General features: G+C 62.0%; 20 protein-coding genes. 12 read left to right on the forward strand and 8 right to left on the reverse strand.

The window, feature by feature from the left end:
- The first annotated feature begins 64 nt into the window (after nt 1–64).
- Nucleotides 65–1,549 (forward strand): methylenetetrahydrofolate reductase C-terminal domain-containing protein, encoded by a 1,485-nt coding sequence (locus FS777_RS16810; protein WP_145256538.1) that lies wholly within the window; start codon nt 65–67, stop codon nt 1,547–1,549.
- Here the strand turns inward: FS777_RS16810 and yjiA are convergent.
- The 3 genes from yjiA to FS777_RS16825 all read right to left on the reverse strand — a co-directional run bounded on the left by yjiA (nt 1,509) and on the right by FS777_RS16825 (nt 4,908).
- Nucleotides 1,509–2,486: a GTPase gene (yjiA, locus tag FS777_RS16815; protein ID WP_058637236.1), complete on the reverse strand. Its 978-nt coding sequence runs from the start codon at nt 2,484–2,486 to the stop codon at nt 1,509–1,511. The genes FS777_RS16810 and yjiA overlap by 41 nt on opposite strands.
- A gap of 144 nt (nt 2,487–2,630) precedes the next feature.
- A complete protein-coding gene (locus tag FS777_RS16820) occupies nt 2,631–2,828 on the reverse strand; it encodes a YbdD/YjiX family protein (RefSeq protein WP_023534469.1) in 198 nt (65 codons plus the stop codon).
- A 13-nt stretch (nt 2,829–2,841) separates the two neighbouring features.
- Entirely contained in the window at nt 2,842–4,908 is a 2,067-nt protein-coding gene (locus FS777_RS16825) for a carbon starvation CstA family protein (protein WP_058637213.1), read from the reverse strand.
- Nucleotides 4,909–5,120: 212 nt separating this feature from the next.
- Here FS777_RS16825 and FS777_RS16830 point away from each other — a divergent pair, with 212 nt between their 5' ends.
- The 3 genes from FS777_RS16830 to FS777_RS16840 all read left to right on the forward strand — a co-directional run bounded on the left by FS777_RS16830 (nt 5,121) and on the right by FS777_RS16840 (nt 8,061).
- Nucleotides 5,121–5,855: a lytic polysaccharide monooxygenase auxiliary activity family 9 protein gene (locus FS777_RS16830; RefSeq protein ID WP_145256541.1), complete on the forward strand. Its 735-nt coding sequence runs from the start codon at nt 5,121–5,123 to the stop codon at nt 5,853–5,855.
- A 61-nt stretch (nt 5,856–5,916) separates the two neighbouring features.
- A complete protein-coding gene (locus FS777_RS16835) occupies nt 5,917–6,282 on the forward strand; it encodes a PilZ domain-containing protein (protein WP_058637215.1) in 366 nt (121 codons plus the stop codon).
- A 261-nt stretch (nt 6,283–6,543) separates the two neighbouring features.
- On the forward strand, nt 6,544–8,061 hold the full coding sequence (locus tag FS777_RS16840) for a nucleobase:cation symporter-2 family protein (RefSeq protein WP_058637216.1): 1,518 nt from the start codon (nt 6,544–6,546) through the stop codon (nt 8,059–8,061).
- 62 nt (nt 8,062–8,123) lie between these two features.
- Here the strand turns inward: FS777_RS16840 and radA are convergent, their stop codons facing one another.
- Nucleotides 8,124–9,494 (reverse strand): DNA repair protein RadA, encoded by a 1,371-nt coding sequence (radA, locus tag FS777_RS16845; RefSeq protein WP_058637217.1) that lies wholly within the window; start codon nt 9,492–9,494, stop codon nt 8,124–8,126.
- A gap of 178 nt (nt 9,495–9,672) precedes the next feature.
- On the opposite strand from radA, the gene mscL reads away from it, so the two are divergent.
- Nucleotides 9,673–10,083 (forward strand): large-conductance mechanosensitive channel protein MscL, encoded by a 411-nt coding sequence (gene mscL / locus FS777_RS16850; protein WP_023534347.1) that lies wholly within the window; start codon nt 9,673–9,675, stop codon nt 10,081–10,083.
- A 78-nt stretch (nt 10,084–10,161) separates the two neighbouring features.
- Here mscL and FS777_RS16855 read toward each other — a convergent pair whose 3' ends face one another.
- Complete coding sequence (locus FS777_RS16855) at nt 10,162–10,938, reverse strand: ferredoxin--NADP reductase (protein ID WP_058637218.1); 777 nt, start codon at nt 10,936–10,938, stop codon at nt 10,162–10,164.
- Nucleotides 10,939–11,143: 205 nt separating this feature from the next.
- On the opposite strand from FS777_RS16855, the gene FS777_RS16860 reads away from it, so the two are divergent.
- Nucleotides 11,144–11,851, forward strand: coding sequence for an autoinducer binding domain-containing protein (locus FS777_RS16860; protein ID WP_058637219.1), 708 nt, complete (start codon nt 11,144–11,146; stop codon nt 11,849–11,851).
- 96 nt (nt 11,852–11,947) lie between these two features.
- On the forward strand, nt 11,948–13,072 hold the full coding sequence (locus tag FS777_RS16865) for a methyltransferase (protein ID WP_078478007.1): 1,125 nt from the start codon (nt 11,948–11,950) through the stop codon (nt 13,070–13,072).
- Nucleotides 13,073–13,148: 76 nt separating this feature from the next.
- On the opposite strand, the gene FS777_RS16870 is transcribed toward FS777_RS16865, so the two are convergent.
- From FS777_RS16870 to FS777_RS16880, 3 genes are read right to left on the reverse strand one after another with little or no spacing between them, the layout of a single operon-like run.
- Complete coding sequence (locus FS777_RS16870) at nt 13,149–13,301, reverse strand: DUF2474 domain-containing protein (protein ID WP_058637221.1); 153 nt, start codon at nt 13,299–13,301, stop codon at nt 13,149–13,151.
- Between the two features lie 11 nt (nt 13,302–13,312).
- Nucleotides 13,313–14,320 (reverse strand): cytochrome d ubiquinol oxidase subunit II, encoded by a 1,008-nt coding sequence (gene cydB, locus FS777_RS16875; protein ID WP_145256544.1) that lies wholly within the window; start codon nt 14,318–14,320, stop codon nt 13,313–13,315.
- Nucleotides 14,321–14,323: 3 nt separating this feature from the next.
- Complete coding sequence (locus FS777_RS16880; protein ID WP_145256547.1) at nt 14,324–15,760, reverse strand: cytochrome ubiquinol oxidase subunit I; 1,437 nt, start codon at nt 15,758–15,760, stop codon at nt 14,324–14,326.
- 354 nt (nt 15,761–16,114) lie between these two features.
- On the opposite strand from FS777_RS16880, the gene FS777_RS16885 reads away from it, so the two are divergent.
- The 5 genes from FS777_RS16885 (at nt 16,115) to FS777_RS16905 (ending at nt 23,062) form a co-directional block, all read left to right on the forward strand.
- The gene (locus FS777_RS16885) at nt 16,115–17,335 is read left to right on the forward strand and encodes an MFS transporter (protein ID WP_078478005.1); all 1,221 of its coding nucleotides are present in this window, start codon (nt 16,115–16,117) and stop codon (nt 17,333–17,335) included.
- A gap of 201 nt (nt 17,336–17,536) precedes the next feature.
- Nucleotides 17,537–18,832: an NCS2 family permease gene (locus FS777_RS16890; RefSeq protein WP_023534351.1), complete on the forward strand. Its 1,296-nt coding sequence runs from the start codon at nt 17,537–17,539 to the stop codon at nt 18,830–18,832.
- Nucleotides 18,829–19,914 (forward strand): tRNA (uridine(54)-C5)-methyltransferase TrmA, encoded by a 1,086-nt coding sequence (gene trmA / locus FS777_RS16895; protein ID WP_145256550.1) that lies wholly within the window; start codon nt 18,829–18,831, stop codon nt 19,912–19,914. The genes FS777_RS16890 and trmA overlap by 4 nt, the downstream gene beginning before the upstream one ends.
- Nucleotides 19,915–20,062: 148 nt before the next feature.
- The gene (locus FS777_RS16900) at nt 20,063–20,938 is read left to right on the forward strand and encodes a neutral zinc metallopeptidase (RefSeq protein WP_058604860.1); all 876 of its coding nucleotides are present in this window, start codon (nt 20,063–20,065) and stop codon (nt 20,936–20,938) included.
- 204 nt (nt 20,939–21,142) lie between these two features.
- On the forward strand, nt 21,143–23,062 hold the full coding sequence (locus FS777_RS16905; RefSeq protein WP_078478004.1) for a methyl-accepting chemotaxis protein: 1,920 nt from the start codon (nt 21,143–21,145) through the stop codon (nt 23,060–23,062).
- Nucleotides 23,063–23,133: the final 71 nt, after the last annotated feature.

The raw sequence follows: 23,133 nt of genomic DNA on the forward strand, positions 1-23,133 counted from the left end.
CCGGGCATGACCCATTCACAGGGCTGGCGCACAATGCCAGCCTGCCCACACTCGGTGTTCCGTCATGAGCGTGCTCAAAACTGCCCTGCAACAACAGCAATTCGCTTGCGTCATGGAGTTCGTCCCCAAGCCGTCAGCAGAGCGTTTTGCGGCGATGGACGCCATAATGGCCCGCAGGCAGCTGTGTGGCTGGCCGATGACACTCGCCATTGGCGACCGGGTGAGCAGCCCGCTGGACATGTCACCCCTGGATGCCTTGGCCTGTTTTGAGCATCCGGTACCTGCCCTGCCCCACTTTTCCGGCAAGGACCGGGAGCGCCATCACCTGCTCGCCCAGATGCGGCGCATGGATGCTGCGGGCCAGCACCAGTTGCTGATGCTGACAGGGGACCGCCTGCCAGGCCATACCCCAGGCAAGCGCCCGGTGCGCTACCTGGAATCGGTGGCAGCGCTGCAGATCGCCCGGCAAACCTATCCGCACTGGTGGCTGGGCGCAGCGCTCAACCCGTTCAAATACCGTGAAGAAGAAGGCGCCGCTCAGTACCTGAAGGCTGAAAAGAAATTGGCAGCCGGTGCCGACTTTTTCATCCTGCAGCTAGGTTTCGATGCTGCCAAGCACCAGGAAGCCATGCACTGGATGCGCCGCCAGCGCGCACCTAAACCTATGCTGGCTTGTCTTATGAGCCTTACCCAAGGCCGTGCGGGCATGCTCGATCATGTCGCAGGCGTGACCGTCACCCCGTCGATGCGGCAAATGCTGGAAGCCGAGGCGGCGCAATCCAAGGCCTTTGCCCAGGCTCGCAGCATCGACCGCCTGGCCCTGCAGGTCATTGGGGTTGAGCTGATGGGCTACGCCGGCGTGCATCTGTCGGGCATCCATGAGCCCAGCCAGCTGCTTGCCTTGGAGGCACGCCTTGCGCACTGGCAGACGCAAGTGGCCACGCTGGAGCAATGGGCGCCTGCCTGGCAGGCCAGCTGGCAAATGCCTAGCCTACCGGCAGTGACGTTTCACCCACCGCAGGCGGCATGGCGCGAGGGAGAGTCGCGTGTCGTGGCTTCGTTTGCCCAGAAAGCCCGCTACCACGCCATGCATGGCATGCATGGCCTGTTATTCAGTCGTCGCAACCCGGTGAGTCAGTTGTTCGGGTGGGCGGTTCGCCAGCCGATGTGGGCGACAGGCCTGGGCGCCCAGGTGCTGCACAGCGTGGAGCGGGCCGTGAAGCGACCACTGCTTGGCTGCGACACCTGCGGTCGTTGCCGCCTGGAAGACACCTTGTACACCTGCCCCGAGACCTGCCCCAAGGGCCTGGCGAACGGCCCCTGCGGCGGTACCACCTTGAACCGGTGCGAGTTTGGCGATCGTGAGTGCATCCACAGTGCCAAGTACCGCACGGCCAAGGCGGTGCGGCAAACCGATGTGCTGGCCCAGCGCTTGATCCCTTGCGTGGAGCAGCACAACCGCCATCGAAGCTCCTGGCCAGGTTGGTTCGGTGGAAAGGTTCAGCCCGTCACTCGGCCGTCAGCGCCTCGAAGCCGGCGCGAATCGTAGCCTCGGGAAGATCATCGGCAATGAACACCATGACGCTCTCGCGCGGTTCGGCCTCAGCCCATTCAGCGTCCCAGTCGAACCCGTAGAGCTTGAGCACGCCCTGAAACACCAGCTTGCGATCCTCGCCCGCGATATTGAGCACGCCCTTGTAACGCAACAGTTGCGTGCCATGGGTTTCCAACAGGCCATTCATGAAGTCGCTGAGGCGGTCGATGTCCAGCGCCTTGTCGGTGCGCAACACCAAGGTGGCGATACGGTCCGGGGTGGCGGCTTTGAGTACTGGACGCAGGGTGGGTTTGAGGTTGGCGCCCAGGTCCGGGTTGAGGTTGAAGCCGCGTACATCGAGCAGTGCACCCAAGTCGATGCGGCCTTGTTCGACCACATGCATGGCGGCCCGCCCATTGATGCGGGCCAGGCGCTCGCGCAAGGCTTGCACGGTGGCCGGTTCCACCAGGTCGGTCTTGCTCAGCAGCAGGCGATCGGCAAAGCCCACCTGGGCCTGGGCGATGGTCTGGGTCAGGTGGACGTCGGCGTGAGCGGCGTCGACCAGGGTGATGATGCCGTCCAGGATGTACCGCTCGCGCAGCTCTTCGTCGATGAAGAACGTTTGAGCCACAGGCGCGGGGTCGGCCAGCCCTGTGCACTCGATCACCAGCCGATCAAAGGCAATTTCGCCAGCATCGAGCCGCTCCAGCAGCAGGAACAGCGCACGGGTAAGGTCGCCATGGATGCTGCAGCACACACAGCCGTTGGCCAGGGTCATGACCTGCACCGGCTCGTCGCCGAGCAACTGGCTGTCGATGCCTGCTTCGCTGAACTCGTTTTCGATCACGGCCAGCCGCAGGCCGTGCTCGGCCTTGAGCATGTGCTTGAGCAGCGTGGTCTTGCCGGCACCGAGAAAGCCGGTCAGTACGGTTACGGGAATCGGGGTCTGCACGCAGAACATCTCCTGTTCGGAAAAAACACAGGCCCCACCGCGACAGGCCTGCGCTCATCACCAGCACCTGCCCCCAAGAGGAGCGGGCTTGTCGATGACCACAGGCTGCCGACGATGGGGCCGGTACAGCTTAACGCTTTGGGCTTAACAGCACTTTGGCCCGGACTTGCCACCATAACGTGCTTCCTGGCGCTCTCGGAAGAACGCTTCGTACGTCATGACCGGTTTGTCCGGATGCGTCTTGTTCATGTGTTCGACGTAATTGTCGTAGTCAGGCATGCCCACCATCAAGCGTGCAGCCTGCCCCAGGTATTTGCCCAGCCGACCCAGGTCATTGAACATCGCAGCAGTCCTCTCAAGCGTCAGGCAGAGCCTGGAACGGGGTTTCCTTGTCGGTCCGCTCTTTGCGACCCCAGGCGGCGTAACCCACCTTGATCGCGAAGAACAGAATGCTGAATACCACCAGCAGGAACAGGATGGTCAGCCCGGCGTTAGTGTAGGCGTTGTAGATCACGTGCTGCATCTGCCCGATGTCCTTGGCCGGTGCCAGCACCTGACCAGCGTCCAGTGCGGTGCTGTATTTCTTGGCCAAGGCCAGGAAGCCCACGGCCGGGTTGGGATCGAACAGCTTGATCAGGCCGGCCGCCGTGGTGCAGATCAGCAACCAGGTGGCTGGCAGCAGCGTGACCCAGATGTAGCGCTGGCGCTTCATCTTGATCAGCACCACGGTGCCCAGCATCAACGCAATACCGGCCAGCATCTGGTTGGAGATGCCGAACAGCGGCCACAGCGTATTGATACCCCCGAGCGGGTCGATCACGCCTTGGTAGAGCAAGTAGCCCCACATGGCGACGCAACCTGCGGTGGCCAGCAGGTTCGCGCCCCACGATTCGGTGCGCTTGAGCGCTGGCACGAAGCTGCCCAGCAGGTCCTGCAGCATGAAGCGCCCGGCACGGGTACCGGCGTCCACGGCGGTGAGGATGAACAAGGCCTCGAACAAAATAGCGAAGTGATACCAGAACGCCATGGTGTTCTCGCCAGGCAGTACTTGGTGAAGAATCTGCGCGATACCCACGGCCAATGTCGGCGCACCGCCGGCGCGGGCCAGGATGGTGTGCTCGCCGATGTCACGGGCAACCGCCTCGAGCTGCTCAGGCGTGATCAAGAAGCCCCAGCTACTGACTGTCTGAGCCACCGAAACCGCGTCTGCACCGACCACGGCAGCCGGGCTGTTCATGGCGAAATACACGCCCGGCTCGATCACCGAGGCCGCGACCATGGCCATGATCGCCACGAACGATTCCATCAGCATGCCGCCGTAGCCGATGTAGCGGGCGTTGGTTTCGTTGTCCAGCAGCTTGGGCGTGGTGCCCGACGAGATCAGGGCATGGAACCCAGAGACCGCGCCACAGGCGATGGTGATGAACAGGAACGGGAACAGCGTGCCTTTCCAGACCGGGCCGGTGCCATCAGTGAACTGGGTCAGCGCTGGCATCTTGAGCTCAGGGGCGATGATCAGGATGCCGATGGCAAGGCCCACGATGGTGCCGATCTTGAGGAAGGTGGACAGGTAGTCACGCGGGGCCAACACCAGCCAGACCGGCAGCACGGCTGCGACGAAGCCGTAGCCCACCAGCATCCAAGTGATTTGAACACCGGTGAAGGTGAAGGCTGGGCCCCAAACCGGATCCGCGGCAATCTGACCACCCAACCAGATGGAAGCCAGCAGCAGCACCACGCCGATGAGGGAAATCTCACCAATGCGGCCAGGGCGGATGTAGCGCATGTAGACGCCCATGAACATGGCGATCGGGATGGTCGCCATCACCGTGAACATGCCCCAGGGGCTCTCGGCCAGGGCCTTGACCACGATCAGCGCCAGCACCGCGAGGATGATGATCATGATCAGGAAACAGCCGAACAGGGCGATGGTGCCCGGAATGCGGCCCATCTCTTCGCGCACCATGTCGCCCAGCGAGCGGCCGTTGCGGCGTGTGGACAAGAACAGGACCATGAAGTCCTGGACGGCACCGGCCAGTACCACACCGGCAATCAGCCACAGGGTGCCGGGCAGATAGCCCATCTGCGCCGCCAGTACCGGGCCGACCAAGGGGCCTGCGCCAGCGATGGCCGCGAAGTGGTGGCCGAAGAGGATGTGCTTGTTGGTTGGAACATAGTCCAGACCGTCATTGTTGAGCACCGCAGGGGTGGCGCGGCGCGGATCGAGTTGCATCACTTTGGTGGCGATGAACAGACTGTAATAGCGGTAGGCGACCAGATAAATGGCCACTGCCGCGACCACGATCCACAAGGCATTGATCGCTTCGCCACGGCGCAGGGCGACGACACCCAGCGCGCAGGCTCCCAGGACTGCCAGCACCAGCCACGGGAGGTGGCGTAGCAGGCTGTTGTTATTGTTCATAGTTGGCTTCCAGCTGAGCGGTTGGAATGGATGGCCCTCTGAGTCTAGGGCCTGCCTGCCGGCTTTACCATCTCCAATTGCATGCCGATTTACAGCGCAACTCCACGTGGTAGAGCGGCACCGCACTGCCAAATACCTGGTAGTTCTGCCAGTTGTCCCGCCAGGGCCGATTGGCCGACCTTTGGTACTTCCAACTCAGCAAGGAAGTCGCCATGAACTCACTTCATCTCATCATCGCAGCCAGCCTTGCGGCAGGCAGCATGCACGGCAATGCCGCACCTGTAGAGCCGATGCATGGCGCAGTCGAGATGCCTATTTCCAGGCAGTACTACTGTTATCAACAAGGTGACTACAACTGGCCAGTCGACGGTTCAAACATCAAAAGCCCAGGGTGCAAAGCGGCTTACCAGCATGTGTTTAAAAAGTTTGGCAACAATGCGCAACAGGCTGTGTACCAGTTCAATCAATGGCATGAGGTGTCGAAGAACGTCGTTGATTTCCGCAATAAGGAGGCTGTCAAAAAAGCCATTCCTGATGGTCAGCTGTGCTCGGCAGGCAATAGCGTGACGGATACGAATACGAAGGCTGGGCAGGTCAATGACAAGAGCGGCTTGGACATCCCTGCCGATTGGTACGCCCAGGACTGGAAAAAAGATGACGACAACAAGGCCCTCCTGCGCTACAAAATCATGGCGCCGCACAACCCTAGCTACTGGGAAATCTATGTGTCCAAGCCGGACTACGACCCCACCCAGCGGGCCTTGAAGTGGGATGACTTGGAGCTGGTACAGGAAATCGGAGATGTCCAGCCTGTCAATGGCTACTACGCGTTCGATGTCGATCTCAAAGAACACGCTGGCCGACGTGTGGTCTATACCCGCTGGCAACGTGATGACGCTGCAGGCGAGGGTTTCTACAATTGCAGCGACGTGAATATCGTCAAGTAGTGCAGGGACGAATACGCGATCATGGCTGGTCTATAGTCTGAACATCAGATGAGGACTCGCCATGACCCCGCCACATTCCGAGCGCCGCCGCTTCCAACGCATCGATTTCGACGCACCTGCCGAACTTCGCCAAGGCGAGCAGCGCTGGCCTGCCAGGCTCATCGATCTATCCCTCAAAGGCCTTCTGGTCGAGCGCCCGACCGACTGGAACCCAGACCCAACCCAGAACTACGAGGCGGTCATCCAACTTGACGCCGATACCTGGGTGAAGATGCAAGTCGAACTGCGCCATGAAGAACTCACGCGGCTGGGCTTCGTTTGCCTGTACATCGACATCGACTCCATGAGCCACCTGCACCGTCTTGTGGAACTGAACATTGCCGACAGCACCGAAATGATGCGTGAGCTGCGTGAATTGATCGAATAACAGGATCTATTAGCTGGCTAACTGCCTGACCACCGCCCCTTTCCTGTCCATCTAGACAGCTTCCTGCCTGTCTCAGGCACCGTTGTATACACCCTCTCGTACAAGCGCTTTGGGTTGGTATGCCTCCTGCAACAAGGTCGCGTACGCCCCAAGGCTGCCCATGACGGCGCTTGGATCAAAAAATTGTATACAATTTGTGTAGTACCTGTAGGCAATAACTGACTACAGTAGCTCCACAACAATAAACAGAGAGCCTGCGCCATGACTACGTCCACAAGCACGTCTCCTGCCCAGCGGCCAGAGGACGAAAACCTCGGCCTGGGTGCCAATCTGGCCTATGGCCTGCAGCACGTGTTGACCATGTATGGGGGAATCGTTGCCGTACCCCTGATCCTGGGGCAGGCCGCAGGCCTCAATGGCGCAGAAATCGGTATGCTCATCGCCGCTTCGCTGTTTGCAGGTGGCTTAGCGACCTTGTTGCAAACCCTCGGCCTGCCGTTCTTCGGCTGCCAACTACCCCTGGTACAAGGGGTGTCGTTTGCCGGCGTCGCCACCATGGGCGCCATCCTCAGCAGTGAGAGTGGGGGCGGGCTGCCGGGGGTGCTGGGCGCGGTGATGGCCGCCTCGCTGATAGGGCTGCTGATCACCCCGGTATTCTCACGCATCACCAAGTTCTTCCCACCGCTGGTCACCGGCATCGTGATCACCACCATCGGCCTGACGCTGATGCCGGTGGCCGCGCGCTGGGTGATGGGTGGCAACAGCGCCTCACCTGACTTCGGCAGCATGGCCAACATTGGCCTGGCCGCCCTCACTTTCGCCATCGTGCTGCTGTTGAGCAAACTGGGCAGCGCGACTATATCCCGGTTGTCCATCCTGCTGGCGATGGTGGTCGGTACGCTGATCGCCTGGGCACTGGGCATGACCGACTTCAGCAAGGTTACCGAAGGCCCTGTTTTCGCCTTCCCCACGCCCTTTCACTTCGGCATGCCGGAATTCCACATCGCCGCCATCCTGTCGATGTGTATCGTCATCATGGTGACGCTGGTCGAAACCTCGGCCGACATCCTGGCCGTGGGTGAGATCATCGGTACCAAGGTCGACTCCAAGCGCCTGGGCAATGGCCTGCGTGCCGACATGGCCTCGAGTATCCTCGCGCCGGTGTTCGGCTCGTTCACGCAAAGTGCATTCGCCCAGAACGTCGGCCTGGTCGCCGTGACTGGCGTGCGCAGCCGCTACGTGGTGGCCACCGGCGGTGTGATCCTGGTGGTATTGGGCCTGCTACCGATCATGGGGCGCATCATCGCCGCGGTGCCTACCCCCGTGCTGGGCGGCGCGGGCATCGTGTTGTTCGGCACGGTGGCAGCCAGCGGCATTCGCACCTTGTCCAAGGTCAGCTACCAGAACAACGTCAACCTGATCATCGTCGCCGCTTCCCTGGGCTTTGGCATGATCCCGATCGCCGCACCGGCCTTCTACCATCAGTTCCCCAACTGGTTCGAAACCATCTTCCACTCAGGCATCAGCTCGGCGGCGATCATGGCCATCCTGCTGAACCTGATCTTCAACCATTTCACGGCAGGCAACTCGGACCAGCAGTCGGTGTTCGCTGCCGGCTACGAACGCACCATTCGCTACTCGGATATCTCCGCACTACGCGACGGGGACTATTTCAAGGATGGCAGGCTGTTCGATGCCGAAGGCCACGAGGTGCCGATGAGGGGCCAGGACGAGCACGGCAGCGAGCCGGCCAAGCGCGCGGCGGTCATCGAGCACTGATCCATCAGGTGGGTGTTGTACAGGGCCGATGCGCATCGTCGGCCCTTTTTTTTGCCAGTGAATTATTCGAACAAGGCATCCAGCGCCTGCTCTAGACGCGTCACGGCGATCACATCCAACCCTGCAGGCGCCTCTTTGGGTGCATTGCCCTTGGGCACGATGGCGCGCTTGAAGCCGTGCTTGGCAGCCTCCTTGAGCCGCTCCTGGCCACTGGGCACAGGCCGCACCTCACCCGACAGGCCGATTTCCCCGAACACCAGCAGGCCATGGGCCAGCGGCCGATTGCGCAGGCTGGACATGACGGCGGCGAGCAATGCCAGGTCCGAAGCCGTTTCCAGTACTTTCACACCGCCCACCACGTTCAGGAACACATCCTGATCGTGGGTCGGGATGCCCCCGTGCCGGTGCAGAACGGCCAGCAGCATGGCCAGGCGGTTCTGATCCAGGCCCAGGGTCACGCGGCGCGGGTTGGCCAGGTGGCTGTCATCGACCAGTGCCTGGACCTCGACCAGCATTGGCCGAGTGCCTTCCCATGTGGCCATCACGACACTGCCGGGGACTTCTTCCTGGGTGCGATTGAGAAAGATCGCCGAGGGGTTGGAGACTTCTTTCAAACCTCGGTCGGTCATGCCGAACACGCCCAACTCGTTGACCGCGCCGAAGCGGTTCTTCACCGCCCGCAGCAGCCGCAGGCGACCGTCGGATTCGCCTTCGAAATACAACACGGTATCGACCATGTGCTCCAGTACCCGCGGGCCTGCCAGCGAGCCTTCCTTGGTCACATGGCCCACCAGGAAGATCGCCGTGCCACTTTGCTTGGCATAACGCACGAGCAGCGCCGTACTTTCACGCACCTGCGCGACCCCGCCTGGGGCCGATTGCAACTGTTCGGTGAAAATGGTCTGGATGGAGTCGATCACCATTACCCGTGGTTTTTCCTGACGGGCGGTGGCGATGATGGTCTCGATGCAGGTTTCGGTCATCACCTTGAGCTGGTCCTGGGGAAGGCCCAGACGCCTGGAGCGCATGGCCACCTGCTGCTGGGATTCCTCGCCGGTGACGTACAGCGCCGGCATGCCGACGGCGATGTTGCACAGGGTCTGCAGCAGGATCGTCGATTTGCCGATACCAGGGTCGCCACCGATCAACACCACAGAGCCATCAACCAGGCCACCGCCCAGCACACGGTCGAGCTCGGTGCTGCTGGTGGTGAAGCGCGGGATCTCCTCGACGCTGACCTCAGCCAGGGTCTTGATCTGCGCCTGTTGCCCCGTCCAGCCGGCGCGGCCCGTGCTGGGTGCTGCGGCGCCGCCGCTCTCGATCATGGTTTCGACCAGCGTGTTCCAGGCGCCACACTCGCCGCACTGGCCAGCCCATTTCGGAAAAGTCGCGCCGCACTCGGTGCAGCCATACAAGCGCTTGGCCTTGGCCATGGGGAGTGCCTCCGGGCAAAACCTGCATGATACCCGAGGCTGGCCGTGCCCCGAATGCCTTGGGATGCGACAAAACTATTCGGTGCGACGGAAGTCACTACCCCTGAATGCAGCGCATGAAGCGTTTAAGTGGCTTACACTGCGTTTACCTCACCATTTGTTACAAAGGAATCGAAACATGGGCATGATCAGTGAGTTCAAGGCCTTCGCGGTCAAAGGCAATGTCGTCGACATGGCGGTAGGTATCATCATCGGCGCGGCCTTCGGCAAGATCGTCTCGTCCTTCGTCGGCGACGTGGTCATGCCACCGTTGGGCCTGCTGATCGGCGGCGTTGACTTCAGCGACCTGGCCATCACCTTGAAGGCGGCGCAAGGCGACGTCCCGGCCGTGGTGCTGGCCTATGGCAAGTTCATCCAGACCGTGATCGATTTCGTGATCATCGCCTTTGCGATCTTCATGGGCGTCAAGGCCATCAACCGGCTCAAGCGCGAAGAGGCCGTGGCGCCAAGCGTACCGCCCGCGCCGTCCCCCGAGCAGACCCTGCTTACCGAGATTCGCGACCTGCTCAAGGCTCAGAACCGGCCCTGAAGTGCACCGTTACAGGCTGCAGGAAGCGGCAAAGCTTCATGCACCGCTGCGCCCCTGTAGCCTGTAGCGGCACGCCGGCTACCAGTACGTCTCGACGGCCACCTGGCCCGGCCGTTTGCTAAGGCTCAATTGCAGATCACGGGCCTTGAGCACCTTGCGCGTTTCATCGATCATTTCAGGGTTGCCGCACAGCATGATTCGCGAATGCTCCGGTGACAGCTCAAGCCCTGCCGCCCTTTCCAACTCGCCGCTTTCGATCAAGGTGGTGATGCGCTGATTCAGGGCGCCTGGATGTCGCTCACGTGTCACGACCGGGATGAACTGCAACTTGCCGGCATGCTCGGCCAGGTACTCACGCTGCTCCAAGCCAGCAATCTCGTCCAGATAGGCCAACTCTTTGGCCTCACGCACCGAATACACCAGCTTGATGTTGTCGAAGCGTTCCCAGGCTTCGAAGTCCTGCAAAATCGACATGAACGGCGCGATGCCTGTACCCGTGGCCAGCAACCACAGGTCGCGTCCGTCGACAAAACGGTCGAGGGTGAGAAAGCCAAAGGCTTGCCGCTCCACCAGGAGCGAATCGCCCTCACCCAGTCGGCTAAGCTCACTGGTGAATTCGCCACCCGGCACTACGATTGAAAAGAACTCAAGGTATTCGTCGTGGGGTGCACTGACCATGGAGTAGGCGCGCCAAACCACACTGCCATCAGCCTTGGTCACGCCCAGGCGAGCAAACTGACCGGAGCGAAAGCGAAAACCCGCATCACGGGTGACCCGCAGGCTGAAGAGGTTCGGCGTGAGCGGCTGAACCTCGAGCAAGGTCTGGCGGGTGAATTTTTCGTCGCTGGCGGTCATGTCGGGCTCCATATCTTGGGGCCCTACAGTGTCGCGCAAAGCGCCCGCGATAAAAACCACTGGGTTTTTGCGGCTTCGAAAGTTGTACAAAGATATACAGAAGCACAGCACAGTTATAGCGAAAAAGACGGACACACCGGTTTGGAGCTATCTACACTGCCTTCGAACCCATACGGACTGGGCCGCGTCGCCCTTGGAGACTCACATGTTTCACTGGAACCCCGAGCACCTACACGCCCTGGTGAGTGAGCGTAATCCTCGGAAGCTGTTCGACATCGCGGTGCATCTGGTTCAGGATCTGGGTTTCGAGTATGTGGGACTTAAGCTTCGCATTCAGATTGCTACCCAGACACCACGGCATTACTTGTACAGCAATTACCCCAGCGCATGGATCGAGCGCTACCAGCGCGGAGAATTCTACAAGCAGGACGCGGCGGCTGCGCTCAGCCACCGCTCGACCAATCCTGTGGTATGGAGCGATGAGGTCTACCGCGAGGCACCGCATTTTCGCGAGGCAGCCTGCGAGCATGGCCTGCGTCATGGCTGGACCCAGTCCTTGCATGATCTGCAGCACAACGAAAGCCAGATGAGCGTGTCCAGGCCGCTGCGCACCGTCGAGACCGCCGAGCTGTTCGAAAAAGCCGGGGCCATCCAGTGGTTGTGCCATACCGTACATGCGGTGCTGAGCGCGCATCACCTCGATGCACTGTGCCCCTCCCAGCCCAAAATGAGCGAACGCGAGTTGGAAGTGCTGAAGTGGTCTGCGGCAGGCAAGACTGCTTCCGATGTCGCCTGCATCCTGTCACTGTCGCAGAGTACGGTGAACTTTCACATTCGCAGCGTCATTACCAAGACCAACGCCGCCAACAAAGCGGGCGCTGTCGCCATCGCCGCGTTGCGCGGCTGGATCTGATCCCGGGCCTGCGAGCCCAGCCAAAGCCCTGTAGAATCGCTCGACTAAGCCCGCAGCGAACGGTTGCGGGCAGCTTTGTACCCGAGCCAGATTGCCATGCCCCTGTTGACCACGCCCTTCGCCGAACTCGATCTGATCCGCCAGCCGGACCAGGCCAACGATCCCTTGCAGGCCTTTGACGCCGCCGATGAGTACCTGCTCGAACAATTGCATGCCCAGGCGTTGCCAGCCGGCAGCCGTGTGCTAGTGCTCAACGACAGTTTCGGGGCGCTGGCGGCAAGCCTCGCCAGGCACCTGCAGGTGACCAGCAGCGGCGACTCCTACCTTGCTCAACTCGCGCTGGCCAAGAACCTGGCACGTAACGGCCTGCCTGCCGACAGCGTTTCGTTCGTGCCTGCCTGTCAAACCTGGAACGGCCCCTTTGATCGGGTAGTGGTCAGGGTGCCCAAGACGCTTGCCTTGCTCGAAGATCAACTCATTAGGCTGCAAGGGCACCTGGCGCCGCAGGCGCAGGTGATTGCCGGGGCTATGATCAAGCACCTTCCCCGTGCTGCCGGCGACTTGCTGGAAAAGTATGTCGGCCCTGTGCAAGCCTCGCTGGCACGTAAAAAAGCCCGGCTACTGACCGCCACGGTGGATGCGCGCCCTGCCTTTACATCGCCCTACCCCAGCCGCTATCGCCTCGAATCGCCAGCGCTGGAGTTGCTCAACCATGCCAATGTCTTCTGTCGTGAAGGCCTGGACATTGGCACACGGGCATTTCTTCCGCATCTGCCGGATAACCTGGGCAACGCCCGGGTCGCGGACCTGGGTTGCGGCAATGGCGTGCTGGCCATCGCCAGCGCTCTAAAAAATCCAGACGCCCAGTACACCTTGGTGGACGAGTCGTATATGGCCGTGCAATCGGCACGGGAAAACTGGCAGCGTGCGCTGGGTGATCGCCCAGCCGACTTCCTGGCCGCAGACGGCCTGGCCGGCATCGAAAAACAGTCATTGGATGTAGTGCTGTGCAATCCGCCCTTCCACCAGCAGCAAGTGGTGGGTGACGTGCTGGCCTGGCGTATGTTCCAGCAGGCCCGCGAGGCGCTGGTGGTCGGCGGCGCCTTGTACATCGTGGGCAACCGCCACCTGGGCTATCACAGCAAGCTTGCCCGCCTGTTCCGGGGCGTGGAGCAGGTGGCGGCAACGCCCAAATTCGTGGTGCTCAAGGCGCGCAAGTAACTGTCGACTAGGTGGAACAGCGTACGGCGCCTGGGTGAGCAGGCGCGTTCGGCGTACTACCGGCTGATGCCGGGGTTCAGTGGGTGGTCAAGCCGGCTGCGCTCATGAACAGGCGCATCAACCATGCCGCCACACCCAGCGCGGCCACACTCAACGCCCAGATCAGCACCAGCCAGCCCAGGCGCTGCCACAGCGGTTTCTTGCTTGCCACGTCCTGATCACGGGTCATGGTGCAGTCTCCTAGTGATAGCCTTGGTCATGGGTGACCTTGCCGCGGAACACGTAGTAGCTCCAGAAGGTATAACCCAGGATCAGCGGTAGAATGAACAGCGTTCCCACCAACATGAAGCCCTGGCTTTGCGGTGGCGCGGCAGCCTCCCAGATCGAGATCGATGGCGGGATGATATTGGGCCACAGACTGATGCCCAAGCCACTGTAACCCAGGAAGATCAGCCCCAGCGTCAACAGAAACGGTGTGTAGTTCGCGCTGCGGGCTACTGCCTTGAACAGGTTGTAGAAGGTCAACAGCACCAGGATCGGCACCGGCATGAACCACACAAGGTTGGACATGCTGAACCAGCGGTCGGCAATCTGCGGATAGGCGATTGGCGTCCACAGGCTGACGACACCCATGACGGCCAGCAACACGAGCGCCAGCGGCCGCCCCAGCTTGTGCATCTGCTCCTGAAGCGGCCCTTCGGTCTTCATGATCAGCCAGGTACACCCCAGCAGTGCATAGGCCACGATCAGCCCCAGGCCGCAGAACATGCTGAAGGGTGTCAGCCAGTCCAGCGAGCCGCCGGCGTAATGCCGATCCACCACCTTGAAGCCTTCGATGAAGGCGCCCAGCGCTACGCCTTGGAAGAACGTCGCCACCAGAGAACCCCAGATGAACGCCTTGTCCCATAGATGGCGGCCAGCATCGGTGGCCTTGAAGCGAAATTCGAAGGCCACGCCACGGAAGATCAGGCCGATCAGCATCAGGATCAGCGGTAGATAGAGCGCTTCGAGCACGACCGCGTAAGCCATCGGGAACGCGCCGAACAGCCCCGCGCCACCCAGCACGAGCCAGGTCTCGTTGCCATCCCAGACCGGTGCGACTGTGTTCATCATCACGTCCCGGTCACGCTCTTGTTTGACGAAGGGGAAGAGCATGCCGATGCCCAGGTCGAAACCGTCCATCACCACGTACATCATGACGCCGAAGATGATAATGACGGCCCAGATCAGTGGAAGATCGATACCCATGACTCAGTTCCCCTTGCTCAGGTCTGCAGTGGTAGCATCGCTGCCTTCGTCGGCGGCGGACAATGGCCGCGCCGGCGTGCGTTTGCGGCCAGGACCGCCCGGACGCTGCTGATCGCCTTCGCCGGTATGCGGGCCCTTGCGCACCAGGCGCATCATGTAGGCGAACCCGGTGCCGAACAGCGCGAAGTACACCACCACGAACGCCACCAGGGTGAACCCCAGCTGGGTATAGCTGTGGTTGGAAACGCCGTCGGCTGTGCGCATCAGCCCGTAGACCACCCAGGGCTGGCGGCCGATTTCGGTGGTGAACCAGCCGGCGAGGATTGCCAGCAACCCGGAAGGCCCCATCCAGGTCACGAAGTGCAGGAACGGCCGCGAGGTGTACAGCTTGCCGCCCTTGCGCAATACAAGGCTCCACACGCCAGCGGCGATCATCAGCATGCCCAGCGCCACCATGATGCGGAAGGACCAGAAGATGATGGTGGAGTTGGGCCGGTCTTCAGGCGGGAACTCCTTCAAGGCCGGCACCTGCTTGTCCAGGCTGTGGGTGAGGATGATGCTACCGAGCACCGGGATCTCGATCTTGAACCGTGTCGTTTCAGCTTGCATGTCCGGGATGCCGAAGAGGATCAGCGGGGTAGGCTCGCCGGGCGGGTTCTCCCAATGCCCCTCGATAGCGGCGATCTTCGCCGGCTGATGCTTGAGGGTGTTGAGGCCGTGGAAGTCGCCGATCACTGCCTGGATCGGCGCGACGATCAACGCCATCCACATGGCCATGGAGAGCATCTTGCGCACTGAAGGGTTGTCGCGCCCACGCAGCAGGTGCCAGGCAGCCGACGCGCCTACGAAGAAGGCGGTAGCGACGAACGCCGCCGTGGCCATGTGCATCAGGCGGAACGGGAACGAGGGGTTGAAGATGACAGCGAACCAGTCAACCGGAATCACGCGACCATCGATGATTTCGTGACCTTGCGGGGTATGCATCCAGCTGTTCGAGGCCAGGATCCAGAAGGTTGAAACCAGCGTTCCAAGCGCCACCATGCAGGTAGCGAAGAAATGCAGGCCACGGCCCACGCGGTTCCAGCCAAAGAGCATCACCCCCAGGAAACCTGCTTCGAGGAAGAAGGCGGTCAGCACCTCGTAGGTCAACAAGGGCCCGGTGACCGAACCTGCAAACTCGGAGAAACGGCTCCAGTTGGTGCCGAACTGATAGGCCATGACCAGGCCCGAGACCACGCCCATGCCGAAGTTGACTGCGAAGATTTTCGACCAGAAGTGGTACAGGTCTCGATAGACCTGCCTGTCTGTCTTGAGCCACAGCCCTTCGAGCACCGCCAGGTAACTGGCCAGGCCGATGGTGATGGCAGGAAACAGGATATGGAAGGATACGGTAAACGCGAACTGGATCCGGGCAAGATCCAGTGCCTCCAGACCGAACATAGGTGCTACCTCATCAGATAATCCGGCGGTCGGGCACTCGGCCCTTTCGCCCACTGCCCCCACATAGTCGAGTACGGCATGTTGGAATTGTTCTGTTCGATGTGCAGGGATTGCGGCCAAAGGCCGAAATCGTCGGGGATCGTTGCAAACGTAACGATTGATCCAGGTCAACGATATGAGTCAAGCATAGCCCCGAACAGCCCGGTGCGAGGTGTGGTTGTTTGCCGCGTGACCGGTTGCCCCACCCCCTGTTCAGCGGCACGGAAACTGTGTCGAACACGGTAAACAGCAACTATTTGTTACATACAGATGATAGGCTGCGGAGCTTCCTTGCATCGAGGTCACAGGTGTCCGATGTCCGAGACTGAACCGCTGCTGTTGCGTCATCATCGCCCTTTTCTGGCGTTCTGGCTGGCACGGGTCTTCACCGCCAGCGGATTCCAGATGTTGACCGTGGCGATTGGCTGGCACCTGTATCAGCTGACCGGCAACGTGCTGGACCTGGGGCTTGTGGGGCTGGTGGAATTTGCACCCCGTGTGCTGTTCATGCTGCATACAGGCCATGTGGCCGACCGCTATGACCGGCGCAAGGTCGCCGCTCTGTGCCAAGGCCTGCAAGGGCTGATCGCACTGGCCCTGGCGCTGGGCAGCGCCACGGACCAGGTCAGCCGCGAGTTGATTTTCGTGCTGGCGTTTCTGCTCGGCGCCACCCGTTCGTTCGAGATGCCGGCGACCCAGGCGCTGTTGCCCAACGTCGTGCCCGCGGGCCTGTTTCCACGAGCGGTCGCCGCTTCGGCCTCTGCGACTCAGTCGGCCACCATCGTGGCCCCCGCCGTGGGCGGGTTCCTGTATGCCTTCGGCAGCGGCTGGGTCTACGGCCCGACTGTGGTGCTTTATGCCATAGCCTGTGGGCTGACCCTGAGCCTGCACGTGCGAGGACAGGTCGTTCAACGCGGCCGTGCCACCGTCGAGTCGCTGCTGGCCGGCATTCGTTTCATTCGCAGCCGACCGGATATCCTGGGCGCCATCTCGCTGGACTTGTTCGCCGTGCTACTGGGCGGGGCCACGGCGCTGCTGCCGGTATTTGCCAAGGACATCCTGCTGACAGGCCCGCTGGGCCTTGGGCTGCTGCGTTCGGCGCCCGCGGTGGGCGCGTTGCTCATGTCGGTGTGGTTGGCGCGCTTTCCCTTCGAGCGCAAGGTGGGCCGAACCATGTTCACGGCAGTTGGCGTCTTTGGCGTGGCCACTGTTGCGTTCGGCCTCTCGACGTCCTTCTGGTTTTCCCTGGCGGTCCTGGTGGTGCTGGGCGCTGCCGACATGATCAGCATGGTCATTCGAGGCGCCTTCGTGCAGTTGCATACCCCGGATGAAATGCGCGGGCGCGTCAGCGCCGTCAACGGGCTGTTCATCGGTGCCTCCAATCAGCTCGGCGAATTCGAATCGGGGGTCACCGCGCACTGGTTTGGTACGGTCCCGGCCGTCGTCATGGGTGGGGTGGGGACCCTGGTGGTGACGGGGGTGTGGATAAAACTGTTCCCCACCTTGGCCAACCGAGACCGTTTGCACGAAGGCTGAAAAGCCACCCCAGCGGCCCTGCACGCCATGCGCACCGGGCGGGGCCGGTCTATTCCCAGACGGCCATAGGCCCCTGCACGGCATGCTGGTATGATGCGCGGCTTTTTTCTGCCCCATAGAAATCACGGCAGCCGGTACGGTCTGTGCTTTGCTGATGGGGTCGACATATTCATGGCGCCGGGGGCGCCTCGGGGAGCGGGCATGCTGGAAAGGCTGTTTCAACTAAAAGCACACAACACCAATGTGCGCACCGAGATACTGGCGGGCGTCACCACCTTCCTGGCCATGGCCTACATTCTCTTCGTCAACCCGAGCATCCTCGGCGAGACGGGCATGGACAAGGGTGCGCTGTTCGTCGCGACCTGCCTGGCGGCGGCCATTGGCTCGACCACCATGGGCCTGATCGCCAACTACCCGATCGCCTTGGCGCCGGGCATGGGCCTGAACGCATTCTTCACCTACACCGTGGTGCTGCACATGGGGCACACCTGGCAGGTGGCCCTGGGCGCGGTATTCCTGTCGGCGGTGATGTTCTTCCTGCTGTCGATCTTCCGGATCCGGGAATGGATCGTGAACAGCATTCCCCTGCCCCTGCGCTCGGCCATTGCGGCGGGTATCGGGTTGTTCCTGGCGTTGATCGCGCTGCATAACGCGGGCATCGTCGTGGATAACCCTGCGACTTTGGTTGGCCTGGGTGACCTGCGCCAGCCGGCACCGATCCTGGCCACCCTGGGCTTCTTCCTGATCGTAGGCCTGGAAGCGCTGAAGGTGCGCGGCGCCGTGTTGATCGGCATTCTGGCCGTGACTGTGGCCGCCATTGCCATGGGCGTGACGCCATTCGGGGGCATCGTGTCCATGCCGCCTTCGCTGGCGCCGACCTTCCTGCAACTGGACATTGCCGGGGCGCTGGATGTGGGCCTGGTGAGCGTCATCTTCGCTTTCCTGTTCGTCGACCTGTTCGATAACTCCGGCACCCTGATTGGCGTAGCCAAGCGCGCCGGGCTGATGGGCAAGGACGGCCACATGCCGAAGATGGGCCGCGCCCTGATTGCCGACAGCACCGCGGCCATGGCCGGCTCGCTGCTGGGCACCTCGACCACCACCAGCTACATCGAGTCTGCGGCTGGCGTAAGCGCCGGGGGCCGTACGGGCCTAACGGCCATCGTGGTCGCCGTGCTGTTCCTGCTGGCCCTGTTCTTCGCGCCGCTGGCCGGCAGCGTACCGGCATTCGCCACGGCGCCGGCGTTGCTGTTCGTTGCCGTGCTGATGGCCTCGGGCCTGGCGGAAATCAACTGGGACGATGTCACCGAAGCCGCCCCGGTGGTGGTTACCGCGCTGGCCATGCCGCTGACCTATTCGATTGCCAACGGCATTGCCTTCGGCTTCATCGCCTGGACCGCCGTGAAGCTTATTTCCGGGCGTCGCCATGACCTGAACGCGGCCCTGGTGATTCTTTCCATCCTGTTCGTCATCAAATTGGGTTGGTTCAACGCATGAGTGCTGCATTCGACCCTAGCGCCTACGACGCGCAACTGCAGGATAAGGCCGCCCGCTTGCGTGCGCTGCTGGCCCCCTTTGGTGCGCCAGAGCCTGCCGTGTTCGACTCGCCGCGCGCGCACTATCGTCTGCGTGCGGAGTTCCGCCTGTGGCGCGAGGACGGCCAGCGCCACTATGCGATGTTCGCCCCTGGCGAGAAGCACAAGGCTATCCTGATCGACGATTTTCCGATTGCCAGCGAGCGCATCAACGACCTGATGCCGCGCCTGAAGGCGGCCTGGCAGGCCAGCGAGGCATTGAGCAATCGCCTGTTCCAGGTGGAATTCCTCACCACCCTGGCCGGTGATGCGATGGTCACCCTGTGCTACCACCGCCCGCTGGACGAAGCGTGGGAAGTGACTGCGCGGCAACTGGCTGAAGACCTGGGAGTGAGCCTTGTCGGCCGCTCCAAGGGCAAGCGCCTGGTCATCGGCCGTGACTATGCGGTTGAAAAGCTCGACGTGGCCGGCCGTGTGTTCAGCTATCGCCAGCCTGAAGGTGCATTCACCCAGCCTAACGGCGCCGTGAACCAAAAGATGCTGAGCTGGGCCTTCGAGGCCATTGGCGAGCGCGATGACGACCTGCTCGAGCTGTACTGCGGCAACGGCAACTTCACCTTGCCGCTGGCCACCCGGGTGCGCCAGGTGCTGGCCACGGAGATCAGCAAGACCTCGGTCAATGCTGCACTGAGCAACCTGGCCGAAAACGCTGTGGATAACGTGCGGCTGGTGCGCTTGTCGGCTGAAGAACTGACCCAGGCGCTGAACGAGGTGCGCCCGTTCCGCCGCCTGGAAGGCATCGATCTGAAAAGCTACGCATTCGGCACGGTCTTCGTCGATCCGCCGCGCGCCGGCATGGACCCGGACACCTGCGAGCTGACCCGGCGCTTCGAGCGGATCCTGTACATTTCGTGCAACCCGGAAACACTCGCGGCGAACATTGCCCAGCTCCACGATACCCACCGGATCGAGCGTTGCGCGTTGTTCGATCAGTTCCCCTACACCCACCACATGGAAAGCGGTGTGCTGCTGGTGCGGCGCTGAGCCTGGACCCTGTGCAGGTCGGGGCCGATGAAATTGAATTCAGCCGCCCCGGCAATCTCCAATGCGCTAGACAGCTGCCGGTGCTCTGACACCTGAGGCTGTGTTGAACTAATATTTGTCTTCTTGTTTCACGCTCTGGAGAGCACTCATGGAATGGCGAAAAGGCCGGCGTAGCGACAATGTGGTCGATGCACGGGGCGCAGGTGGCGGTGGCATGCGCTTTGGCGGTGGCAAAGGGCTGGGGCTTGGCGCCATCTTGCTGATTGTCGGGATCGGCTGGCTGACGGGCCAGGATCCCTTGCAGATCCTCGGTCAACTGACTGGCCAGATGCAGCAGCAAGCGCCTGCCGTGACCGATGGCAAGGCGCCACCGGCCAATGACCAGCAGGCAGAATTCGTCGCCTCCGTATTGGGCGACACCGAAGACACCTGGCAAGCCCTGTTCGCCCAGTCCGGCAAACAGTACAGGGACCCCAAGCTGGTGCTGTTCAGTGGTCAGGTGAATTCTGCCTGCGGCTTTGCCACCGCGGCGGTCGGGCCGTTCTACTGCCCGGCGGATCAGCAGGTGTACCTGGACATGTCGTTCTTCCGGGAAATGGAAACACGCTTCTCGGCTGCCGGCGACTTCGCCCAGGCGTACGTGATCGCCCATGAAATCGGCCACCACGTGCAGACCCTGCTTGGCGTCTCGGCCAAGGTGGATGCGGCAAGACGCAGCGGCCAGCGCATGGAAGGCAGCAATGGCCTGCTGGTGCGCCAGGAACTGCAAGCTGACTGTTTTGCTGGCGTGTGGGCCTACCAGGCACAAAAACGCCTGAACTGGTTGGAACCTGGCGATGTGGAGGAAGCGCTCAATGCCGCCAATGCCATCGGTGACGACCGGCTGCAGCAACAAGGTCAAGGGCGCGTGGTGCCCGACTCGTTCACCCACGGCACCTCGGCGCAACGCGTACGCTGGTTCAAGGCCGGGTTCGCTCAAGGCGACGTCGACAGCTGCGACACCTTCAGCGCGCGTAATCTCTGAACATGTTCAGCGTTGCACCTGATTGATTCGACTATTACAGCACCTGTGGTCGCTGAAACGCGCCGTATCGCCCTTACGGCTGAAAAAGCGTTTCAGCTTCCTCGCCAACGGCCGATAACTCCAGCACGATTGAGCGGGCATCCAGAATAACAACGCCTTGCGATCGGAGATCAAGAGAGCGAAAACAACTTCTGGAGTGCGTGCATGAACAGCTGGTTTGCCAATATCAGCGTCAACCTCAAACTCGGCCTGGGCTTCGGCCTGGTGCTGATCCTGACCGGCCTGCTGGCCCTGGTGGGCTGGACGAGCCTGGGCGGTCTCATCGACCGCAGCAACTGGATGAGCGACATCGGCCAGTTGAACAAGGACCTTACCGACCTGCGTATCGCCCGCCTGCAATACATGATCGCCAACGGCGATGACGCCGCTGCTGCCAACACCTTGGCCAAGCTCGACACCTTCAGCAAGCAGCAGGCTTACCTGGAGCACACGTTCAAGAGCCCTGAAAACGTCAAGTTGCTGGGCGAACTGGGCGACATCATCAGCGCCTACAAGGTATCGCTGTCCAAGATGCGCCAGGGCTATGACGCCAGCCGTGCCGCCCGCGCCGCCATGACCCGCGCCGGTAACCAGGCTGACCAAGCCATGGAGGCATTGAGCCAGGAAGTCATGGCTCGCCCAGAGGCCGACAGCGTGCGCCTTGCGCAGTACCAGCTGATCAGCAAGGCCCGCCAGCAACTGATGCAGGTGCGTATCGATGTACGCGGCTACATCGCCGACAACACGGCGGACAATGAACAAGCGGCTCTGCGCCAGCTCGATGCGGCGCTTGCGGTGGTCGATAGTCTCAAGCGTGAGCTGTCCGGCCCAAGCGAGCGGGTGCAACAGCTCGAGCGCGCAGTCACCGACTACCGTGAAGCTACGCGTCAATTCCGCGATGCCGTGGCCACCATTACCAGTGCGCGCGCCGAGATGACGGTTCAGGGCGCGGACATCGTCAAGCACAGCGATGCGCTGTACAAGATCCAGCTGGAGCGTCGCGACGTCGAAAGCAGCCAGGCGCGCACCTTGCAGACCATCGCCACCCTGCTGGCATTGCTGGTGGGCATCGTGGCAGCCGTCCTGATCACCCGGCAGATCACCCGGCCGTTGCAGGACACCCTGGCCGCGGTTGAGAAAATCGCCAGCGGTGACCTGACCCAGCAGTTGCATGTCACCCGCCGCGACGAGCTGGGGGTGCTGCAGCAAGGCATTGCCCGCATGGGCACGACCCTGCGCGAGCTGATCGGCGGCATTCGCGATGGCGTGACCCAGATCGCCAGCGCTGCCGAGGAGCTGTCAGCCGTGACCGAACAGACCAGTGCCGGTGCCAACAGCCAGAAAGTCGAAACCGACCAAGTGGCTACGGCGATGCACGAGATGGCCGCCACGGTTCAGGAAGTGGCGCGCAATGCCGAACAGGCTTCGCAGGCGGCCACAGGTGCCGATGGCGAAGCGCGGGCCGGGGATCGGGTGGTGGGCGAGGCAATCTGCCAGATCGAGCGCCTGGCGCAGGACATGCACCGCTCCACCGAGGCCATGACCGCGTTGCAGCAGGAAAGCCAGAAAATCGGCAGCGTCATGGACGTGATCAAGTCGGTGGCCGAGCAGACCAACCTGCTGGCCCTCAACGCGGCCATCGAGGCGGCGCGTGCGGGTGAAGCCGGGCGCGGTTTTGCCGTGGTGGCAGACGAAGTGCGCGGGCTGGCTCAGCGTACGCAGAAGTCGACCGAGGAAATCGAAGAGCTGATCGCCAGCCTGCAGAATGGCACCCAGCAGGTGGCCAATGCCATGCAGGGCAGCCGCGCCTTGACCGACAGCAGCGTCGAACTGGCGCGCAAGGCGGGTGAGTCGCTGGAGAACATCACAGGCACCGTGTCGAGCATCCAGTCGATGAACCAGCAGATTGCCGCTGCGGCCGAGCAGCAGAGCGCGGTGGCTGAAGAGATCAGCCGCAGCATCCTGAATGTGCGCGATGTGTCGGAGCAGACGGCCTCGGCCAGCGACGAGACGGCGGCGTCGAGCGTTGAGCTGGCGCGGCTTGGGGGTGAGTTGCAAATGCTGGTCAGCCGGTTCCGGGTTTGACCTGAAGCAGAGGGTTGGACGGTGGGCCGTAGCAGAGGCGCCGCAGCAGTTTGTGCAGCCTGTCGTGGAGC

The sequence above is a fragment of the Pseudomonas sp. DE0157 genome, from assembly GCF_007678615.1.
Classification (GTDB): domain Bacteria; phylum Pseudomonadota; class Gammaproteobacteria; order Pseudomonadales; family Pseudomonadaceae; genus Aquipseudomonas; species Aquipseudomonas parafulva_B.